Annotated in this window: 17 protein-coding genes and 1 pseudogene; 8 read left to right on the forward strand and 10 right to left on the reverse strand. The window is 64.2% G+C overall.

The features are described from left to right. Positions 1 to 109 precede the first annotated feature (109 nt). Both OC450_RS11035 and OC450_RS11040 read right to left on the reverse strand, forming a co-directional pair. A complete protein-coding gene (locus OC450_RS11035) occupies positions 110 to 1,039 on the reverse strand; it encodes an alpha/beta hydrolase (RefSeq protein ID WP_262047866.1) in 930 nt (309 codons plus the stop codon). Between the two features lie 427 nt (positions 1,040 to 1,466). Further along, the gene (locus OC450_RS11040) at positions 1,467 to 1,769 is read right to left on the reverse strand and encodes a hypothetical protein (RefSeq protein ID WP_211381337.1); all 303 of its coding nucleotides are present in this window, start codon (positions 1,767 to 1,769) and stop codon (positions 1,467 to 1,469) included. A gap of 69 nt (positions 1,770 to 1,838) precedes the next feature. On the opposite strand from OC450_RS11040, the gene OC450_RS11045 reads away from it, so the two are divergent. Then, entirely contained in the window at positions 1,839 to 3,989 is a 2,151-nt protein-coding gene (locus tag OC450_RS11045; protein WP_262047867.1) for a methyl-accepting chemotaxis protein, read from the forward strand. Positions 3,990 to 4,043: 54 nt separating this feature from the next. On the opposite strand, the gene OC450_RS11050 is transcribed toward OC450_RS11045, so the two are convergent. From OC450_RS11050 to OC450_RS34415, 5 genes and pseudogenes are all read right to left on the reverse strand, one after another. After that, entirely contained in the window at positions 4,044 to 5,051 is a 1,008-nt protein-coding gene (locus tag OC450_RS11050; RefSeq protein ID WP_211381339.1) for a helix-turn-helix domain-containing protein, read from the reverse strand. Between the two features lie 271 nt (positions 5,052 to 5,322). Beyond that, positions 5,323 to 5,838, reverse strand: a complete 516-nt coding sequence (locus tag OC450_RS11055; protein ID WP_372703138.1) for a hypothetical protein — start codon at positions 5,836 to 5,838, stop codon at positions 5,323 to 5,325. 29 nt (positions 5,839 to 5,867) lie between these two features. Continuing rightward, positions 5,868 to 7,490 (reverse strand): flavin monoamine oxidase family protein, encoded by a 1,623-nt coding sequence (locus OC450_RS11060; RefSeq protein WP_211381340.1) that lies wholly within the window; start codon positions 7,488 to 7,490, stop codon positions 5,868 to 5,870. Positions 7,491 to 7,643: 153 nt separating this feature from the next. Then, on the reverse strand, positions 7,644 to 8,048 hold the full coding sequence (locus tag OC450_RS11065) for a DUF3606 domain-containing protein (protein ID WP_262047868.1): 405 nt from the start codon (positions 8,046 to 8,048) through the stop codon (positions 7,644 to 7,646). Positions 8,049 to 8,248: 200 nt separating this feature from the next. Further along, a pseudogene (locus OC450_RS34415) lies at positions 8,249 to 8,823 on the reverse strand (alpha-ketoglutarate-dependent dioxygenase AlkB). A 71-nt stretch (positions 8,824 to 8,894) separates the two neighbouring features. Here OC450_RS34415 and OC450_RS11075 point away from each other — a divergent pair. Beyond that, entirely contained in the window at positions 8,895 to 9,035 is a 141-nt protein-coding gene (locus OC450_RS11075) for a hypothetical protein (protein WP_018321489.1), read from the forward strand. Positions 9,036 to 9,245: 210 nt separating this feature from the next. On the opposite strand, the gene OC450_RS11080 is transcribed toward OC450_RS11075, so the two are convergent. The 3 genes from OC450_RS11080 to OC450_RS11090 all read right to left on the reverse strand — a co-directional run bounded on the left by OC450_RS11080 (position 9,246) and on the right by OC450_RS11090 (position 13,124). Then, positions 9,246 to 10,865 (reverse strand): ABC transporter substrate-binding protein, encoded by a 1,620-nt coding sequence (locus OC450_RS11080; protein WP_262047870.1) that lies wholly within the window; start codon positions 10,863 to 10,865, stop codon positions 9,246 to 9,248. A gap of 91 nt (positions 10,866 to 10,956) precedes the next feature. Next, positions 10,957 to 12,411, reverse strand: a complete 1,455-nt coding sequence (hydA, locus tag OC450_RS11085; protein ID WP_262047871.1) for a dihydropyrimidinase — start codon at positions 12,409 to 12,411, stop codon at positions 10,957 to 10,959. 104 nt (positions 12,412 to 12,515) lie between these two features. Beyond that, a complete protein-coding gene (locus OC450_RS11090; protein WP_211381344.1) occupies positions 12,516 to 13,124 on the reverse strand; it encodes a TetR/AcrR family transcriptional regulator in 609 nt (202 codons plus the stop codon). A 103-nt stretch (positions 13,125 to 13,227) separates the two neighbouring features. On the opposite strand from OC450_RS11090, the gene OC450_RS11095 reads away from it, so the two are divergent. The 6 genes from OC450_RS11095 (at position 13,228) to OC450_RS11120 (ending at position 17,401) form a co-directional block, all read left to right on the forward strand. After that, entirely contained in the window at positions 13,228 to 13,923 is a 696-nt protein-coding gene (locus OC450_RS11095) for a PspA/IM30 family protein (RefSeq protein WP_262047872.1), read from the forward strand. A gap of 40 nt (positions 13,924 to 13,963) precedes the next feature. Further along, positions 13,964 to 14,239, forward strand: a complete 276-nt coding sequence (locus OC450_RS11100) for a YiaA/YiaB family inner membrane protein (protein WP_211381346.1) — start codon at positions 13,964 to 13,966, stop codon at positions 14,237 to 14,239. A gap of 272 nt (positions 14,240 to 14,511) precedes the next feature. Continuing rightward, complete coding sequence (locus OC450_RS11105) at positions 14,512 to 15,573, forward strand: amidohydrolase family protein (RefSeq protein WP_262047873.1); 1,062 nt, start codon at positions 14,512 to 14,514, stop codon at positions 15,571 to 15,573. Between the two features lie 15 nt (positions 15,574 to 15,588). Continuing rightward, the gene (locus OC450_RS11110; protein WP_262047874.1) at positions 15,589 to 16,701 is read left to right on the forward strand and encodes an amidohydrolase family protein; all 1,113 of its coding nucleotides are present in this window, start codon (positions 15,589 to 15,591) and stop codon (positions 16,699 to 16,701) included. Between the two features lie 7 nt (positions 16,702 to 16,708). Then, positions 16,709 to 17,122 carry a Rieske (2Fe-2S) protein gene (locus tag OC450_RS11115; protein WP_211381349.1) on the forward strand — a complete coding sequence of 138 codons (414 nt, stop codon included), beginning with the start codon at positions 16,709 to 16,711 and terminating at the stop codon, positions 17,120 to 17,122. A gap of 72 nt (positions 17,123 to 17,194) precedes the next feature. Beyond that, positions 17,195 to 17,401: a hypothetical protein gene (locus OC450_RS11120; protein WP_211381350.1), complete on the forward strand. Its 207-nt coding sequence runs from the start codon at positions 17,195 to 17,197 to the stop codon at positions 17,399 to 17,401. The last annotated feature ends 48 nt before the right edge of the window (positions 17,402 to 17,449 follow it).

Here is a 17,449-nt window from a genome sequence, read left to right on the forward strand (position 1 = left end):
CCTGCGGCCCATCCTTCGAGACGCCCGCCTACGGGCGGGCCCTCAGGATGAGGTCGCGTTTTGCGGTGAGATATCAGACCCTCATGGTGAGGAGCCCGCACAGCCCCCGCTACGGCAGCCCGCGTGCCTCCAACTGATGCACCAGCAGCAGTGTCGGCTCGGCGAGGCTGTCGCCGGAGCCGTCGAGGCCGAAGGCGGCGGCGATGCCGTCGCGGCTGCGCAGCAGCGAGGCGCGCGGACAGTGGCCGGCGCCGCAGAGCGTCTTCTTCAGGGTCTCGCCCTGTGCCATGATTCCAGCGGAATCGTCCGCGGCCCAGGCCAGCACGATCGGCACGTCGACATTGAGGATGCCGGGGAAGACCGACCGGCTGTTGTACTGGCCGGCGTCGCCGCCGAGATAGGCTTTCTCGCTGTCGCTCGCGTCCTTGCCCGCGCGGTAGATGCCGGACACCAGCACCACGGCGGCGACGTCGGCGTGGTCGGTCTGGAGTTCGGGATGGGCGAGCAGGGTGGCGACATGGAAGGCGCCGGCGCCGTAGCCGACCGCGACGATCTCGCGGGCATCGCCGTTGAACAGGTCGATATTGCCGTGGACCCAGGACAGCGCCGCCGCCACGTCGGTCGCTCCCGTCGGCCACGTCGCCGAGGGCGCCAGCCGGTAGTTCACGCGCACGCCGATCATGTCGTTGCGCGCGGCAAAGCACATCACCTGGTCCTGGATCTGGCGCGACAGCTCCGGCGCGGCGCGGTCGCCGGTGAAGGTGTCGCCGGCCACGAACAGCAGCACTGGCCGCGGCGTGTCCGCCTTGGTCGTGCTGGTGGCGACATCGAGCACATTGGCTTCGCTCTCGCCGTAGCGCAGGCCACGCGAGAAGGCGACCTGCTCGCACAGCCGCGCCGTGCCGCCGGCGGCCGTGTCGTTGTCGGTGAGGCCCGCCTGCACGAGATCGGACGGCGCCGTCAGCCGCCCTGGCACCGGACCATGCGCGGAGGCTGTCGCGACGGTCAGAATCAGAAAAAATGCGAGATAAGTCTTCATGTCGGTGCCGGCCCTGCGTGCCTGATATGGGCTCGCGCATTTGGGCTGTCTTTTCAATTCGCCTTATTAGTTAGTTGGCCTTGAGGCGATTTCACGGCACCGGTGGGCCGCCTGGCGAAACCTGTTTGCACAAGCCCCGGCGCAGCCGGTCAATGACCGGCCGGAACGTGCCATCCGCCCATGCCGGCGCTCCGGTGGATGGCGGTTGTTCGATGGTGCAAGCTCTGGCCTGCAAGTTTTTGCGTGCAGGTTCTCGCATGTAGGTCTCTCGGGGTTCGATTTCGTTGCCAATTTCCGACAGGCTTCTTAGGCGGGCTTTAGAGAAGCAACCCCGTCACCCTCAATTCGTCATGGTCGGCTTAACGGGCGTGTCAGAATCCGGACAGAGTGTCGTGGATCGATCAAATAACCTGATAACTCGACTGAGTTAGTAGTCGTCCGGCCGGTCGGATTTCCGCGGCGGGAGTACCGCATGTCGAATGTCATTCAGTTTCATTCGAAGCCACGCGCAGGCGCGCCGGATGTAGCGAGGCGCGTGGATGCCGGTTCGGCCGCCGAGGTTGCAGCGCTGCGTGCAGGCGCGCGAGAGGCTTTCGTTCTCCTGGCCGGACGGCTCGAACTGGCAATGCATCATGCACGCGCGATCGAGACGCGAATGATCGATCCGAGACAACGTCAGGAGTTTGCAGACCAGATCGAGTTCACCCAGCGTCTCCTGGACGTGGCCCATCAGAAAATCCTGCTGCTCTAGACGCCGCATCTCCATTTTACATCGATCAATAGCCAGAGCGAATAAACCATGCGCACCAACTTGCCTGTTACGGGCGTCGAATATCCGCTGACAGACGAAACCCTGATCGTGTCCAAGACCGATCTCAAGGGCAAGCTCATCTATTTCAACGACCAGTTCGTCGAGGCGTCGGGCTTCACCGAGCAGGAACTGGCTGGGCAGCCTCATAATATCGTCAGGCATCCAGATATGCCGCCGGAGGCCTTCGCCAATCTCTGGGAGACCTTGAAGGCGGGCAAGGCGTGGGCTGGCGCCGTCAAGAACCGCCGCAAGAACGGTGATTTCTATTGGGTGCTGGCGAGCGCCACACCGATCTGGGAGGGCGGTCACGTGGTCGGCTACATGTCGATCCGGACCAGGCTGCCCGCGGACCAGCGCGAACAGGCCGAGCGAGTCTACACCGCGATTCGGGACAAGAAGGCCAACGCTTTCAAGATCGAAGCCGGCATGATCCGGAAGCGCTCGCCGCTCGACGTCCTTTCGCCGCTCACGCGGTCCTTCAAGGCCCGGCTCACCACGATGGTTGGCGTTCTTTCGGCCTCCATGCTGATCATCGGCATCGTCGGTCTCGTTGGGATGAGCCAGGTCAATCAGCGTGCCAAGTCGATCTATGAAGATCGCTCGGTTCCTCTTGCCCAGCTCTTCGAGATCAACGATCGCATGAAGGAAAGCTCGCTCGTCATGTTGCGTTCCGCAATCGAGGGTCGCAACGGTCACGACGGCGCTAACGTTCAAAGCGCCATCGCCGCCAACGTCGAGAGGATCGGCAAGCTCTGGTCGGACTATATGGCGACGTATCTCACTCCGGAGGAGAAGTCGGTCGCGGACTCATTCACCCCGAAGCGGATTGAGTATGTCGAGCGGGGTCTCAAGCCCGCACTCGGAATGCTGGCCGATCGCAAATTCGACGAGCTGAACGCCCACATGATTGGCAGGGCAGCGCAACTCTTCGACGCCGCAAAGATGGACATGGATCGGCTGGTGGCGATCCAGGTCAAGGAGGCGAAGGCCGAATACGATGCCGCGGAAGCTTCGTTCCTTGTCGCGAATGTGGTTGCGATTGCTGCGCTGTGCCTTGGCTTGCTCGCCGCGGCCTGGCTCTCCCTGACGACTGTCCGCGCGATCACCAGACCGCTGGCGCATTTGAACGAGATCATGTCGAAGATCGCGCAAGGGGTTTTCAACAGCCGCGTCACCGTCGAGCGCGATGATGAGGCAGGAGTCGCGCTCCGCAATCTCCAGGCGCTTCAGGCCAAGCTCGGGTTCGACCGAGAGGCGCAACGAGATCTGGAGAAGCGGACGGCCGCCCAGCGCCGGGCCGACATGCAGAGACTGGCCGGCGAGTTCGAAGCCGCCGTAGGCAATATCATCGAGACCGTCGCCTCCGCAGCGACCGAGCTCGAGGCGACCGCGGGCACACTGACCAATACCGCGGAATCAACGCAGCGGCTTTCGACCACGGTTGCCGCGGCGTCGGAGGAAGCGTCGACCAACGTTCAGTCCGTTGCTTCCGCCACCGAGGAGATGTCCTCGTCGGTGACCGAGATCAGCCGGCGGGTTCAGGATTCCGCCAGGATGGCGGCCGAGGCGGTCAGTCAGGCTCGCCAGACCAACGCCCGCGTCAGCGAGCTGTCGCGGGCGGCCGCCAGGATCGGCGACGTCGTCGAGCTGATCAGCAACATCGCGGGGCAGACCAACCTCCTTGCGCTGAACGCAACGATCGAAGCGGCGCGCGCCGGCGATGCTGGCCGTGGCTTCGCTGTCGTGGCGTCCGAGGTGAAGGCGCTGGCTGAGCAGACTGCCAAAGCAACCGGCGAGATCGGCCAGCAGATCGCCAGCATCCAGACGGCAACGCAGGAATCGGTTGCCGCGATCGAACTGATCGGCGGAACGATCGGACATTTGTCCGAGATATCGACGGCTGTTGCCGCGGCTGTCGAAGAGCAGGGGGCCGCCACCCAGGAGATCTCGCGCAATGTCCAGCAAGCCGCGCGGGGCACCCAGGACGTTTCCTCCAACATCGTCAATGTCCAGCGCGGCGCATCGGAAACGGGCTCGGCCTGCTCGCAGGTCCTGTCCTCCGCGCAGTCGCTCTCCGTCGAGAGCAACCGTCTCAAGACGGAGGTGGACAAGTTCCTGACGACCGTGCGAGCGGCCTGATCGGTCCATCGATGGACCATGCTTCGGCCGCAGCGAGAGCGATCGCCGCGGCCGCTAGCGCGACTGCGCGCGCTTCAGCGTCTCTGACGGAAGCTCGCCATGGAGCCGAAGATAGTCCGCGGCGAAGCGTCCGATGTTCTGGAAGCCGCAGCGAAATGCGACGGCGGTCACCGTGGTGCCGTCGGAGGGAGATCGCAGCAACTCTCCCGCCCGCTGTAGCCGAACCCGCTTCGCGAACTGCGCGGGCGAGCCTTTGCCGGCGCGGGCGAACTCGCGAAAAACGGTGCGGACACTGACGTTCGCAATGCCTGCGATTTCCTCGAGATCGATCGGCCGGCTCCAGTTCGCCTCGATGAACGCCTCGATCCTCTCGACCGCGTTGCGCCCAGCGCCGCGCGGTTCACGCCTGAGCAGATCCGAGAAGTTGTGCTCATGGGCCAGGAGAAACCTGACGACCAGCTCGCGCTCCAGCTCGGCCCGGGCAAGAGGGGAATATTGATCGGCAAACGCCTCCAGCTCCTCTGCGAGATGGAAGACCTGCCGCCGCACGAATGACATGCTGGACGGGTTCGGATCGCATTCGGATAATTCCAGCCGCTTGTCACTTGCGTCACCGGCAAGCGCCTTGATGGTGCGTTCGAGCGCCAGCGTATCGATGCGCAGCACCAGTTGCCGATAGCCCTCGCCGAATTCCAGTCGCAGCCGCGACTTTCCGTCGACGATGGGCGTCCAGGCGCCGATCGAGGTGCTCCTGTCCGACGTGGTGAAGCTTGCCCGGCCCTCAATGGAGAAGAATTGCCGCACGAAGTTCGCTTCGGGATACGTCACCACGACGGGACAATCGTACGAGCAAAAGCCCAGACCCACGGCCGTCAGTTTGGCGTAGTTCGCCCGGATACCGAATTTTCCACGCCCCTTGTCGAAGCCGTCCGCGCCGTACACGCTGAACAGCCGCTCCCGCGCAAGCTCACTGTCGTGCGAGTGCACCGCCTCATACTTATCCAGATAAATGATGTCACCCGGTAAACGAGAATCCGAATCTGCGGCCGCAAATCTACGCAACTATCGGTAAGTCGCCACCAATCTCGAATTGCATAACGCGCTCGCGCGCCGTGAAGCTCTATCCCGCAAGCAGCCGTGGACGGCAATTCCATTTGGTGGGGCGCTACGCGCGCATTTGCCGCATATCGGAAACCGGCAAATGGCACTGCATGCTGCGACTTGGTGGAATTTGAAATGCTGCGAGCGGTTGGGCAACGCTCGTCGCCATTCGGTTTTGTCGGCGCTCGTCTGCAAGGATACGACCGATGCGCAATTCCGGTGTCGCCGGCGCTCAATTCCCCGGCTGGAACGTGCAATCAGCCCCGCTGCCGTCCTTCCGGCGGATGGCATTGGGGTCGATCGTGCAGCTCAGCTGCGTCAGGCTCTCGAAGTTCGATCCCGCCGCACCGTCGGGCGGGATGCCGGCCAAGGCTTCGGTGGCGAAGATCTCGTTGGCCGTGGAGCCGTTCACGGTCTTGGTCTTCTTGCCGATGGTGATCTCGCAGCTTCGCACGGTGATGTCGACATTGCCGGTACGGCAGACGATTCTGTCCGCGGTCACCACGATCGGCTTCTTGTAGGGAATGTCGCTGCTTGCGGCGAACAGCATCGCCATCGCCTTCTTCTCGGACCCCGACAGGGTCGGCGACAGCGGCGCGATCACCGCCGCGAGCGCCAGTGCTGTCGAGCCCGAGACCTTTGCGGGCGTCGCGCCTGAGGCGCCGGCCATGCCGGAGGCGCCGGCGAAAGCGAGAGCAGAGACGGTGCAGGCCCAGATCCCTGACCGGGGCCATGTCCTGAATGTCATTCGTGTCGCTCCTCTCCCGTCGCGGCTTCTCATGGCTTCGACGCCGCGAGAGACCGCGATCCTATGACAGAACTGCCGCTCCTGGCAGAGCCGTGCGCGCCATGCTGCTTGTCGAGGGCCTTGATGATGGCTGCGGCGACCGTCTGGCCGGACTGCAGCGCGCCTTCCATGTAGCCGAAATAGGCAAAGCAGGTGTGCTCGCCGGCAAAGAACAGGCGGTCCTCGAAACCCCTGGCCAGCAGCGGCCCGGCGCGGCAGACCTCGCCGGGGGCGGGACAGGAATAGCCGGCGGCGGTCCATTCATCGCGCGGCCAGGCCATGAACTCGGGCTCGCCGGCCAGATGCTCGACATAGCCCTTGTAGACGCCGCCGATCTGCCGCGCATAGAACGCGTCGATCCGCGTCTGGTCGCCGGGCTGGTAGTGCTTGAGCGCTTCCTTGGCGACGTCGGCGCCGGCAAACAGGCTGAGCTCGACCGGACGCTCCGGCGGGGCGATCTGGTTGTCCGTCCCTTCCCAGGTGACGCCGAACCGGTTCGAGATCGCCGTCGGAGCGAGGCCCTCGCCGATCCAGAACCGCTTCTTGAGCGGACTGAGATATTTTACCGCCGTCCCCATCGAGACGTAATAGTCGTGCGGCAAAGGGGGCGTGATCGCGATCTTGGCGTCGGGTGAATCCGGCCACAGGCTCGGCGGTATCGCGAGCACGGCGTAGTCGGCGGCGAAGGTCGTGCGGGGCGCGTCGTTTCCGGAGGTGCCGAGGTCCAGGGTCACGCCTTCGCGGTCGATACGGATGGCGCGCACCGGCGTCGACAAATGGGTGCTGGCGCCCTTGTCCCGGATGTCGCGCGCGAGACGAATGGCGAGCTCCTGGTTACCTTCCGAGCAACGCAACGTTTCGGTCTGGGTGAAGAAGGCGTCGATCTGATCCTTCATCCGCCCGCCCGCGATGACGGCGAGGTTGGCGAGAAAGCTCTGCTCGGTGGTCGGCTGGCCGGCGTCGTTGGAGAACTGCTCTTCCATGGCGTGCCTGGTGAGCTTCGAGCAGTCGAGGCTGGCGATCCACTCCGCGATCGTCCTGGCGTCGAGCTTCTTTGCGCCCTTGGCGCGCCAGGGCTTGCGGGGATCGATCCTGCCGGCCCACCGGCTGAGCTTGCCGAAGGCATCGTCCATCTCGTGATAGACCCGCTTCATCTGGCCCTCGGACAGCTTGTCGCCATCGAGAAACAGCGGCATGTCGAGCTCGAGCGCGTCGAAACTGGTGTCCGAGGTGATGACGGACAGGCCGAGCTCGAACCGCTTGGCCTGACCGAGCCAGAGCGGATGATTGTAGCCGATCAGCTCCCCGCCGGCCTCGACGATGCCGCTCGGCTTCTTCTTGCTGAAAACCCGGCCGCCGAAGCGGTCACGGGCCTCGAACAGCGTCACGTCGCAATGCGCCACCAGTTCGGACGCCGCCATCAGGCCGGCAAAGCCGCCGCCGACGATCGCGACTTTCGGGCGTCGCACCGCCAGCGCGCGGAGCGCGGTGGGTGAGCGGATCGATGGCCGGGTGGGTTGAAGGGCGAGCTTGTCCCTGACCCGTCGCTGGCGCTCCGCACCCGAAATCCTGGGTCCGTAACGCCGGTGCAGCCGCGCAAACAGCGAACGCATGGCGTGCTTCCCCGGTTCACAAATCGCTGCAATGCCGCCGGAAATGGACGGATAGTACCAAGATTAACGTGCAATCTCAGGAAGAGTCGAGAGCTGCGCCACAGCGGCCGGCCTTCGGCCGTGTGCGTTGCAAGGGCGGTTCGCGCCGCGCCCTCAGGCGGCTTTCTTTCGCGTGGCGGCCTTCTTCGCCGTCGTCTTCTTCTTTGCCTTCTTTGCCGCCTTCTGGGCCGCAAGATAGGCTTCGACCTTCTTCGACGAATGGCCGGCCGCGGCGACGGCGGCCTTCAGCTTCGCGGGCGTGATCTTGAATTTCTTCGACCAGTAGCGGACCTCATAGGCCTCGCTGAGCGCGATCCGGCTCTTGTCGGCGGCGCGGTGCTTCTGGAGCTTGATGTAGGCCTCGACCTTCTTGGCGGAGTGGCCGACCTTCTTGACGGCGTATTTCAGCTTGGCCGGCGTCACCTTGAACTTCTTCGACCAGTAGGCGACTTCGTATTTCTCGGTGAGCGCAATCAGCGCGCGATCCGCGCCGCCGCGCTTTGCCTTGTCGTCCGCCATGCTTTCCTCCTGCCGTGGATGCAGCCAGTCTAGCATGCAATCGGATTCGGAAGGCAAGGTGAGAGCTGCGTGCGATTGCGCGGAGCGGGCGTTTTGCACCGATGCGTCAAACGGTTGCGCGGCGCGACCCAGCCTCGCGCCGGCAACGGCTTTCTACTGTGCATGGGGTTGTTTTCGCGATTTTTGTTGAGGCCGGCCTGTCAGGCCTGCTTCAACGTCCGGAACGTGATGGAATATCGGCGCGCCTCGACCGGCGGGATGCTGTGCTCCCATTGCGAGCGTGCCTCGCCGTCAATCAGGTAGAGCGAGCGCGGCCGGGCCTCGAGTGTGTGGCGCTCCCATCTGTCGCCGCTGCGGCGGCGGAAGCGGAATTTGCAGGACGTGCCGAGCGACAGGCCGAGGATCTTGTCGAAATGCGGCTTGTCGCGGTGCCAGCCGATGCCGACGCCGGCGTCGTATTCGGTGCAGAGCACCGGACGCTGCCGCCGGCGAGGCCCGCCCATGCCTCGGCCTGTCGCGCGACGGGCAGCACCCAGTCCGGGATCGGCTCGGCCTCGGCCAGCCGCTGCAGCGAATAGTCGTAGCGATAACCGAACGACTCCACCCGGCGGTTGCCCTCGAAGGCGCCGAACTGGAAACGCTGCAGCGGCAATGCTGCGATGCGGCCGATCAGATCCTGCTGGACGGCGGGCTCGACGAATTGGTCCGCGTAGCGAAGCCCCGCAGGGCCGGCTTGCGGATCGGCGAACAAACCAAGCTGCGTCGTTCCTCGCATTTCCGTGATGGAACCTAATGGTGGCTGATGCGACTTATCTATTAACGCGGGGAGTAACGTGCGAGGCTGTCATGGCACACAAGCATACCGCCGATCCGGCAGAGATCATGCGGGCGACCGGTCACCCTGAGCTGGAATATGCCGCCGGCTGGACCATCGCCGGTCTGGTCACCATCGGCACCATCGTCGCGGCTTGGGTGTTCGCGATCTAGGCTGCGGGAAACCGCAGCTCGAAGGCCGCGCCCTGGTCTGCGGGCTTAAGCCCGATCGAGCCGCCATGGCTCGCCATCACCGCGCGCGATCGCCAGCCCCATCCCGGTGCCGTCCTGGCAATGCCGCGCGCGAGCGAGGCGGTCGGAAAGAGGCTTTCCGACCGAGCAGGCGCGATCTGCTTCACACAGCGTCAGCGTTGCCCGCCAAAATTAGCCCTTGGCGAACTGGCGATAGTCCGGCTCGCGGTGAAACCAGAACTCGTAACCGCTAATCGCCTTCTGCATGGCGACGTCATGGATCGGCTGGTTGAGCGGGACGACGGGAACGTCGCGCATGCAGAGCGTGATGAAATCCTTCACGGCCTTGTCGTACTCGGCTGCGTCCGTGGTGAACCGCGCCTTGTCGATCAGCGCGTCCATCTCCTTGTTCTGGTACGAGGAGATGTTGAAGATCGAATTGTTGCCGTGGAAATTCCAGTAGAAGTAATATTTGGGATAGTCCAGCCAGCCGCTGAAGCGGTTGAGCGCGAGCGGCAGCTCCTTCTTGTTCAGCGTGGTGCGCCAGTTCGCGCCGGGAATCTTCTCGATCGCCGCCTTGATGCCGACCCTGGCCAGGCTCTCCTGGATCAGGATGGCGGTCGGCTCGCCGACCGTGGCGGTGCCGGTGTCGAGCGACAACGTGGTCTCCAGTCCGGCTTCGAATCCCGCCTCCTTCATCAGCGCCTTGGCCTTGTCGAGATCGGTGACGTAGGGAAACGGCTGCGGCCAGACCGGCTTTGAAACGTCCGCCGCTCCGCCGTACATGGGAACGGCACGGCCGAAGAAGGCGCTGCTCTGGATTTGCTCGTACGGCATCGCCCAGGCGATGGCCTGGCGCAGCTTGACATTGTCGAACGGCGGCTTCGCTGTGTTCAGCGCAACGTACCAGAGCGCGTTTGGGATCGGCACGCCCGAGACCTTGACCTTGCCTTCCTTGATGATCTGCTCGAAATCGCGTGGCGCAAAGCCGCTCGAGATGTCCGCATCGCCACGCTCCAGCATCGCGCGGCGGGTGCCGGCGGAGGGGACGTCGCGCGCGATCACGCGCCGGAGCTTCGGCAGCGGTCCGCTCTTCCAGTCGTCGAACCGCGCCAGCACGGTCTCGCTGCCCGGCTTCCAGCTTTCGATCCTGTAGGCGCCGCCGCCGGCCTCGTTGTTCCTGAGCCACGCCAGCGCCCAGGGGTCTTCCAGCGTCGCGTTCTTTTTCGCAAGCTCCGAGTTGATGACGAAGGGCACGACCACTGCGACGTTGAACAGCAGCATCTTGTCCTTGCGGACGTAGTCGATGCGGAACGTGTGGTCGTCGACCACGACGAACTGCTCGGGCTTTTCCAGCGATCCCGCCGACATCTGAAAGGTCGGAAAGCCGCCGACATTCACCGCGCGGTCGAACGACCATTTGACGTCCTTCGCGGTAACAGGCGTGCCGTCGTGGAATTTCGCGTCTTTCCGCAAGCGGAAGGTGCAGGACATGCCGTCGGCGGCAACCTCCCAGCTCTCGGCGAGTTCGGGCGCCAGCTTCTCGCGGTCATAGGACACAGTCCCATCGGGCAGTGTCGTGGACGCGTAGGTCAGCAGGCGATCGTAACAATTCCAGGACAGGCCGTTCACGGTCTGGTTGGAGCCGACCCCCTGCATGTCCAGCGAGTTCGGCCCCAGTTCCTGCACCACCAGCAGCGTCTCTGCGCGCCCCTGCGCCCAGGCAAAGCGCGGCGCGACGGCGGTCATTCCAGCGATGCCGAGGCCGCCGAGCACGTCGCGGCGGTTTACGTCGAAAGATGATGCGCTCATCGCGGCCTCCAGGAGAAAGTTGCGACATAAAGAGGCAAAGCGCGTGCCATCAACCGGGATTCATGGCGTCGCATCCCGCGTCGATCGCGTCTTACGGCGTCACCGCTCCGCGTGCGACCGCGCGCGGGGCGGTCAGCTCCTTCCAGGTCGAGTTTGCCACATGCACGGGCGAGAAGGCGGGGCGTTCGACGTAGCGGCCATCGCCGGCCTCGGCGCGCAAATCGCCGTCGTTCCAGACGACGCGGCCGCGCGATAGCGTCGCCGCCGGTCCGCCGGTGCAGGAAAAGCCCTCGAACACATTGTAATCGATCCGGCTCATCTGCCGCTTCGCGCTGATGGTCTTGCTCGCCTTGGGATCCCATACCACGACGTCCGCATCGGAGCCCACGGCGACCGCGCCCTTGCGCGGATAGATGTTGAGGATGCGGGCGATGTTCGCCGACGTCACTGCGACGAATTCCTCCTTCGTCAGCCGTCCCGTGGTGACGCCCGCCGTCCACAGCAGCGCGAGGCGATCTTCGAGGCCGCCGGTGCCGTTCGGAATCTTCCTGAAGTCGTCGCGCCCGAACCGCTTCTGCTCCGTGGTGAAGGCGCAGTGGTCGGTTGCGACCACCTGGAGCGAGCCGGCTTGCAGGCCGGCCCACAGGCTGTCCTGATGCGACCTGTCGCGGAACGGCGGCGACATCACGCGTTGGGCGGAATGATCCCAGTCCTTGTTCTGGTATTCATCCGCATCGAGCAGCAGGTGCTGGATCAGCGGCTCGCCATAGACGCGTCTGCCCGCCGCGCGTGCGCGGGCGATCGCCTCATGCGCCTCGCGGCAACTGGTGTGCACGATGTAGACCGGCGTCCCCGTCATGTCGGCGATCATGATGGCACGGTTGGTGGCTTCGCCCTCGACCTCCGGCGGCCGCGAATAGGCGTGTCCCTCGGGGCCGGTGACGCCGCGCGCGATCAACGCCTCCTGCATCAAGGCGACGACGTCGCCGTTCTCCGCATGCACCACCGGCATGGCGCCGAGATGGGCGCAGCGCGCGAACGAGTTGTAGAGCTCGTCGTCGTTCACCATCAGCGCGCCCTTGTAGGCCATGAAATGCTTGAAAGTGTTGATGCCGTAGGTCTTGACCACAGTCTCCATCTCGTCATGGATCTGCTTCGACCACGATGTCACCGCCATGTGGAAGCCGTAGTCGGCGGCTGCCTTCTCCGATTTGTGCCGCCACTCCTGATAGGCTGCGAGCATCGACTGGCCGGGGTCGGGCAGGCAGAAATCCACCACCATCGTGGTGCCGCCGGTCAGCGCCGCCTTGGTGCCCGATTCGAAATCGTCGGCGGTCACGGTGCCCATGAACGGCATTTCGAGATGGGTGTGCGGATCGATCCCGCCCGGGATGACGTAGGCGCCACCGGCATCGAGGATCTCGCAACCGGTGGGCGTCTCGACCGATGCCCCGACCGCGACGATGGTCTCGCCGTCGATCAGCACGTCCGCACGGCGCGAATGATCATGATTGACGACGGTGCCGCCGCGGATGAGGAGGGACATGGGAGGCTCCGGAGGAGGGGGACCTCGCGAAGGCTAGGCGCGCTGAGCGCAATGCGACAGGCGAAATTTTAGTCACACGTCGCCAGCGGCTTCGCACTCGGCCTCTACGCCGCTTGCGCGATCAACCCGTCGATCATCGCACGCACCAGGCCGGCGATTTCCTTGCGCAGCGCCGGTAATGGAACTGCCACCAGTTTCTGCTCCAGCCCGAGCGCCACCATGCCATGCACGGACGAGAACAGACTGCGCGCGGTGACGCCGAGCTCCTCCGCGCCTCGCTTTGGAAACAGCGCGGCCAGCGGCACGTAGATGTGCCTGAACAACTGCATCTGGTCCTCGATGGACCAGTCGGGCACGGCCTTGTCGGCCTCCATGCGGTGCTCGAACAACGCGCGCCAGAGCTGGAGATTTTCGGCGGCGAAATCGCAATAGGCGATCGCGATGCGGACCAGCGTCTCCTGCGGCGATGGATTGCCCGCGCGCACTGCCGCGCTGAGCGCCTCGTCGAGCCGCCGTAGCGTGCGCGAGCCGACGCGCAGGACCAACTCGTCCACATCGGCGACCAGATTATAGACTGCGCCATTGGCGCAGCCGATCTCGCGCGCCAGATCGCGAGTTTTCAGGCCTGCCAATCCGCGAACCGCGATCATTCGTTCCGCCGCCAAGATCAGCTCCGTGCGCAATTTCTCTCGACGTTCCAGGGTCTTAGTCATTTCATTGCCAAATAATTGAGCGTCGCTCAAATATTTATTGAACGATGTTCAAGTTCTCTGCTACAAATCAACTGTGAGCAACGCTCATAACAGGGAGCAGCAGATGTTCAAGACCGTAGTGACACTTTTCCGCGGCAGCGTTGCCGCCGCAGGCGAGGAGCTGGAAGACCGCACGGCCCTTCTGATCCTCGACCAGCAGATGCGCGACGCGGCAGCCGCCGTCGAGCGCAGCAAGCGGACGCTTGCGCTGGCGATCGCGCAAGACCAGCAGGAAGGCCGCAAGCTCGAGGCGACCGTCGCCCGCATTGCCGATCTCGAGACCCGCGCAGTTGCGGCGCTCGACGGCGGCCGCGAGGATCTCGCCAAGGACGCCGCCGAAGCCATCGCGGGCCTGGAGGCCGACCGCGATGCGGCGATGACGGCACGTGCCTTGTTCGCGACCGAGATCGCGCGGCTGAAGCGGCATGTGGCAAGCGCTCAGGCGCGTATCACCGAGCTCGACCGCGGTCGTCGCGTCGCCCGCGCCTCGGAAGCGGTGCGCTCGCTTCGCCGCAGCGGCATCGAAGCGGCACGTCCTTACGAATCAACGCTGCCGGAGGCGGAGAGCACTTTGAGACGTCTACGCGACCGGCAGATGGCAACCCAGGCCGCCGACGATGCCCTGGTCGAACTCGATGCGGCCTCCGGTCCGCTCGCCACCGCCGAAAAACTCGCCGAGCAGGGCTTCGGCCCCCGGCTCAAGACCACCGCGGACGACGTGCTGGCGCGGTTGAAATCCAGGCGCACGCCGACTGCGTGATCTCAAACCCGATCATCATTCGAACCAACAGGAGACCATCATGAACCAGAACGGCCAGCCCCACAGCAGCGCCTGGGTGACCTTCACTTATGCGTCCTTCGCAGCCTCCGCCTTCCTTGTTGCTATCGGCGTCTTCTTCCTGCCGATCGATCTCTGGATGAAAGGCTATCTCACCATGGGCGTCGTGATGCTGATCCAGACCTGCATCACCCTGACCAAGACGGTCCGCGACAATCATGAGAGCAGCCGGCTGGTGAACCGCATCGAGGATGCCAAGGCCGAACGCCTGCTGATGGAAGTCTCCAAGGCGGCTTGAACGAGGCGGCTTGAGTGGGCGCGTAGGAAAACGAAGCCAGGCACGACGCGAAGCGGCGGGTGCACCTCATCCGCCGCTGCTGCTCATTTGTGGAACGCCGCAACATACTTCTGCGGCTTTCATATCGCGCCTGCGAAATGCAACCGAGCCATGACGGATCGCACGGGCGGGCGGTCTTGCGCAGCCGCGGCGGCCGGAGCACTCTGCGCCAGCGGCGCACAAAGAACGCCGCCAAAAAAGACGTACGTACAAGATCTTGGCGAGGAAGCTCCATGACGGCGACGCGGATCGACTGCGACATCCACCCGGCGGTTGGTGGCACGCGTACGACACTGCTTCCCTATCTCAGCGATCACTGGAAGGAGCAGGTGGTGAGCCGCGCCATCGACGGGCTCGATCTCACGAGTTATCCGCCGAGCATGCCGCTTTCGGGCCGCGCCGACTGGCGGCCGGCCGGTGGCGCCAAGCCCGGTTCCGACCTTGCCATGGTGCAGAAGGGCGCGTTCGAGCAGCTGGGTGCCAGCCACGCGATCCTCAACGTGCTCTATGGCGCACAGGCGGTGTTCGATGCCTACATGGCGGCTGACTTCTGCAAGGCGATCAACGTCTGGATCGCCGCCGAGTGGCTGTCGCGCGATCCGCGCCTGCGCGCCTCCATCGTGGTGCCGATGCAGGACCCGGATCTGGCGATCGAGGAGATCGAACGCCGCGCCGGCGACAACCGCTTCGTGTCGATCCTGGTGCTGGCGCAGGGCGAGACGCTGCTGGGACGGCGCCACTTCTGGCCGGTCTACCGGCTCGCCGAGAAGTACAGGCTGCCGCTCGCGATCCATGCGGGTACGCAATATCGGCAGGCGCCGAGCTCGGCCGGCTGGCCGTCGCACCGCTACGAATACTACTTCGTCGAGGCGCAGGCGTTTCAGGCTCAGATCCTGAGCCTGATCTATGAGGGCGTGTTCGGCAAATTTCCGGACCTGAAGGTCGTGCTGATGGAGTCGGGCGTGAGCTGGCTGCCGGCCTTCATGTGGCGCGCCAACAAGACCTGGCGCGGCGTACGCGTCGAGGTGCCGTGGGTCGAGCGCGAGCCGGCCGCGATCATCCGCGACAATTTCCGCGTTACCATGCAGCCGTTCGATGCGCCGGCGGACGCGAAAAGTGTCGAGGAGATCATCGACCAGATCGGCTCCGAAAAGATGTTCCTGTTCGCCTCCGACTATCCGCACTGGCAGTTTGACGGCAACGATCCGATCCCGCCGCATCTGCCGAAGAGCATCATCGACAAGATGTGCGTCGACAATCCGCTGGAGACGTTTCCGCGGTTGTCGCTCAATTGAACATTGGAGGATCGCATGAGTGACGTCATCGACCGACCCTTGCTCGACGAGGAAAAACCCGCCGCGACGCGGCTTCGCATCGTCGATTGCGACGTGCATCCGAGCTTGCATTCGTTCGACGATCTCAACGAGTTCCTGCCGAAACGCTGGCAGCAGCATCTGAAGGAATACGGCAGCCATCTGCGCACGCCCTACCTTTTCACGACGCCCTATCCGCGCTCCTCGCCGCTGATCGCGCGGCGCGATGCTTGGCCGCCGACCGGCGGGCCGCCCGGCTCCGATCTCGCCTTCATGCAGAAGCAGCATCTCGATCCGCTCGACGTCGAGTTCGGGATCTTGCAGGTGCTCGATCTCTTCATCTTCTCGCAGCAGAACCTTGACTTCGGCGCGGCGATCCAGCGTGCGATCAACGACTGGCAGCTTGCATTCTGGTCGCATCGCGATCCGCGCCTGAAGGCCTCGATCCTGGTCGGACAGGATGGCGTTGATCTCGCCATCGCCGAGATCGAGCGCTGCGCGAAAATCGGCGAATACATCCAGATCAACGTCTCGCCGCGCGCCAACGAGCCGCTCGGCCGTCGCCGCTACTGGCCGATCTACGAGCGCGCGCAGGAGCTCGACTTGCCGCTCGGCATCCATGTCGGCGGCTATGGCGGCCACGCGCCGACGGGCGGCGGCTGGCCGTCCTATTATGTCGAGGAGCACCAGTCCAACGCGCATACCATCGCGGCGCAGCTTGCGAGCCTCGTCATTGAAGGCGTGCCCGAGCGGTTTCCAAAGCTGAAGATCGTGTTCATCGAGGGCGGCTTCGGTTGGATCCCGTCGGCGGTGTGGCGCATGGACCAGCATTTTGAGCGGTTCCGCAGCGAGGTGCCGCATCTCAAGCGAAAACCGTCGGAATATGTGCGCGAGAATTTCTGGTTCACGACGCAGCCGATCGACGAGCCGGACGAGGCGCGGCATCTGCGCTCGCTGATCGAGTGGGTCGGCGTAGACCGCCTGTTGTTCTCGTCGGACTATCCGCATTGGGATTTCGACGATCCGCGCTTCGCCTTCAAGACGCCGCTGTCTGAGGCCGAGCGGAAGAAGATATTCAGCACGAACGCCCGCGCGGTCTACAAGTTCTGAGATCAGCATGAGCCGTCATATCGTCGCCCGCACAACCGAGATCCCGCCCGGCGGCAACAAGGTCGTCGATATCGCCGGCCGCGATATCGTCGTGTTCCACGTCAACGGCGAGTTCTTCGCGCTATTGAACCGCTGCCCGCACGAGGGCGCGCCGCTTGAAAAAGCCGCATGCGTGGCGCGGCTGACCTCGCCCGAGCCTGGCGTCTATGAGCGCTCGCGCGTCGGCGAGATGTTGCGCTGTCCCTGGCACGGCTGGGAATTCGACATGCGCAACGGCCAGTCCTGGTTCGATCCGAAGCGCGTCAGGATACGGTCCTATCCGGTCGCCGTGGAACGCGGCGAGGAGCTGCAGAAGGGCCCGTATGTCGCCGAGACCTTCCCCGTGCATGTCGAGGACAGCTACGTGATTGTCGAGGTGTGATCGGTCGTTTCGGATTGTGATTTCGGCGCAGGTGCGATATGCCTCTCGCGCTTTCAGAGGCGGAGACGAGCTTTGTCGAAACAATCCCTGCGCGAGGAGGCCGAGCGCCTGATCCGCGAATCGATGGAAAAGAAGTCCATCGTCGTCAAGCAGGGCTCGACCCGCATCGAGGCCGTCTGTGGCAAGTGCGGCGCGCCGAACCGGGTCCAGGCGGAAAGAGGCCAGTCCAGAGCCAAGTTCGCCTGCAAGAATTGCGGGCACCAGCAAGAGACACTGTAGGCTTCTTGACCACTCCCCCATAATAGCGGGGCGAGGGAGTGAGCGAAC

The organism is Bradyrhizobium sp. Bra78 (assembly GCF_024519855.1).
Classification (GTDB): domain Bacteria; phylum Pseudomonadota; class Alphaproteobacteria; order Rhizobiales; family Xanthobacteraceae; genus Bradyrhizobium; species Bradyrhizobium japonicum_G.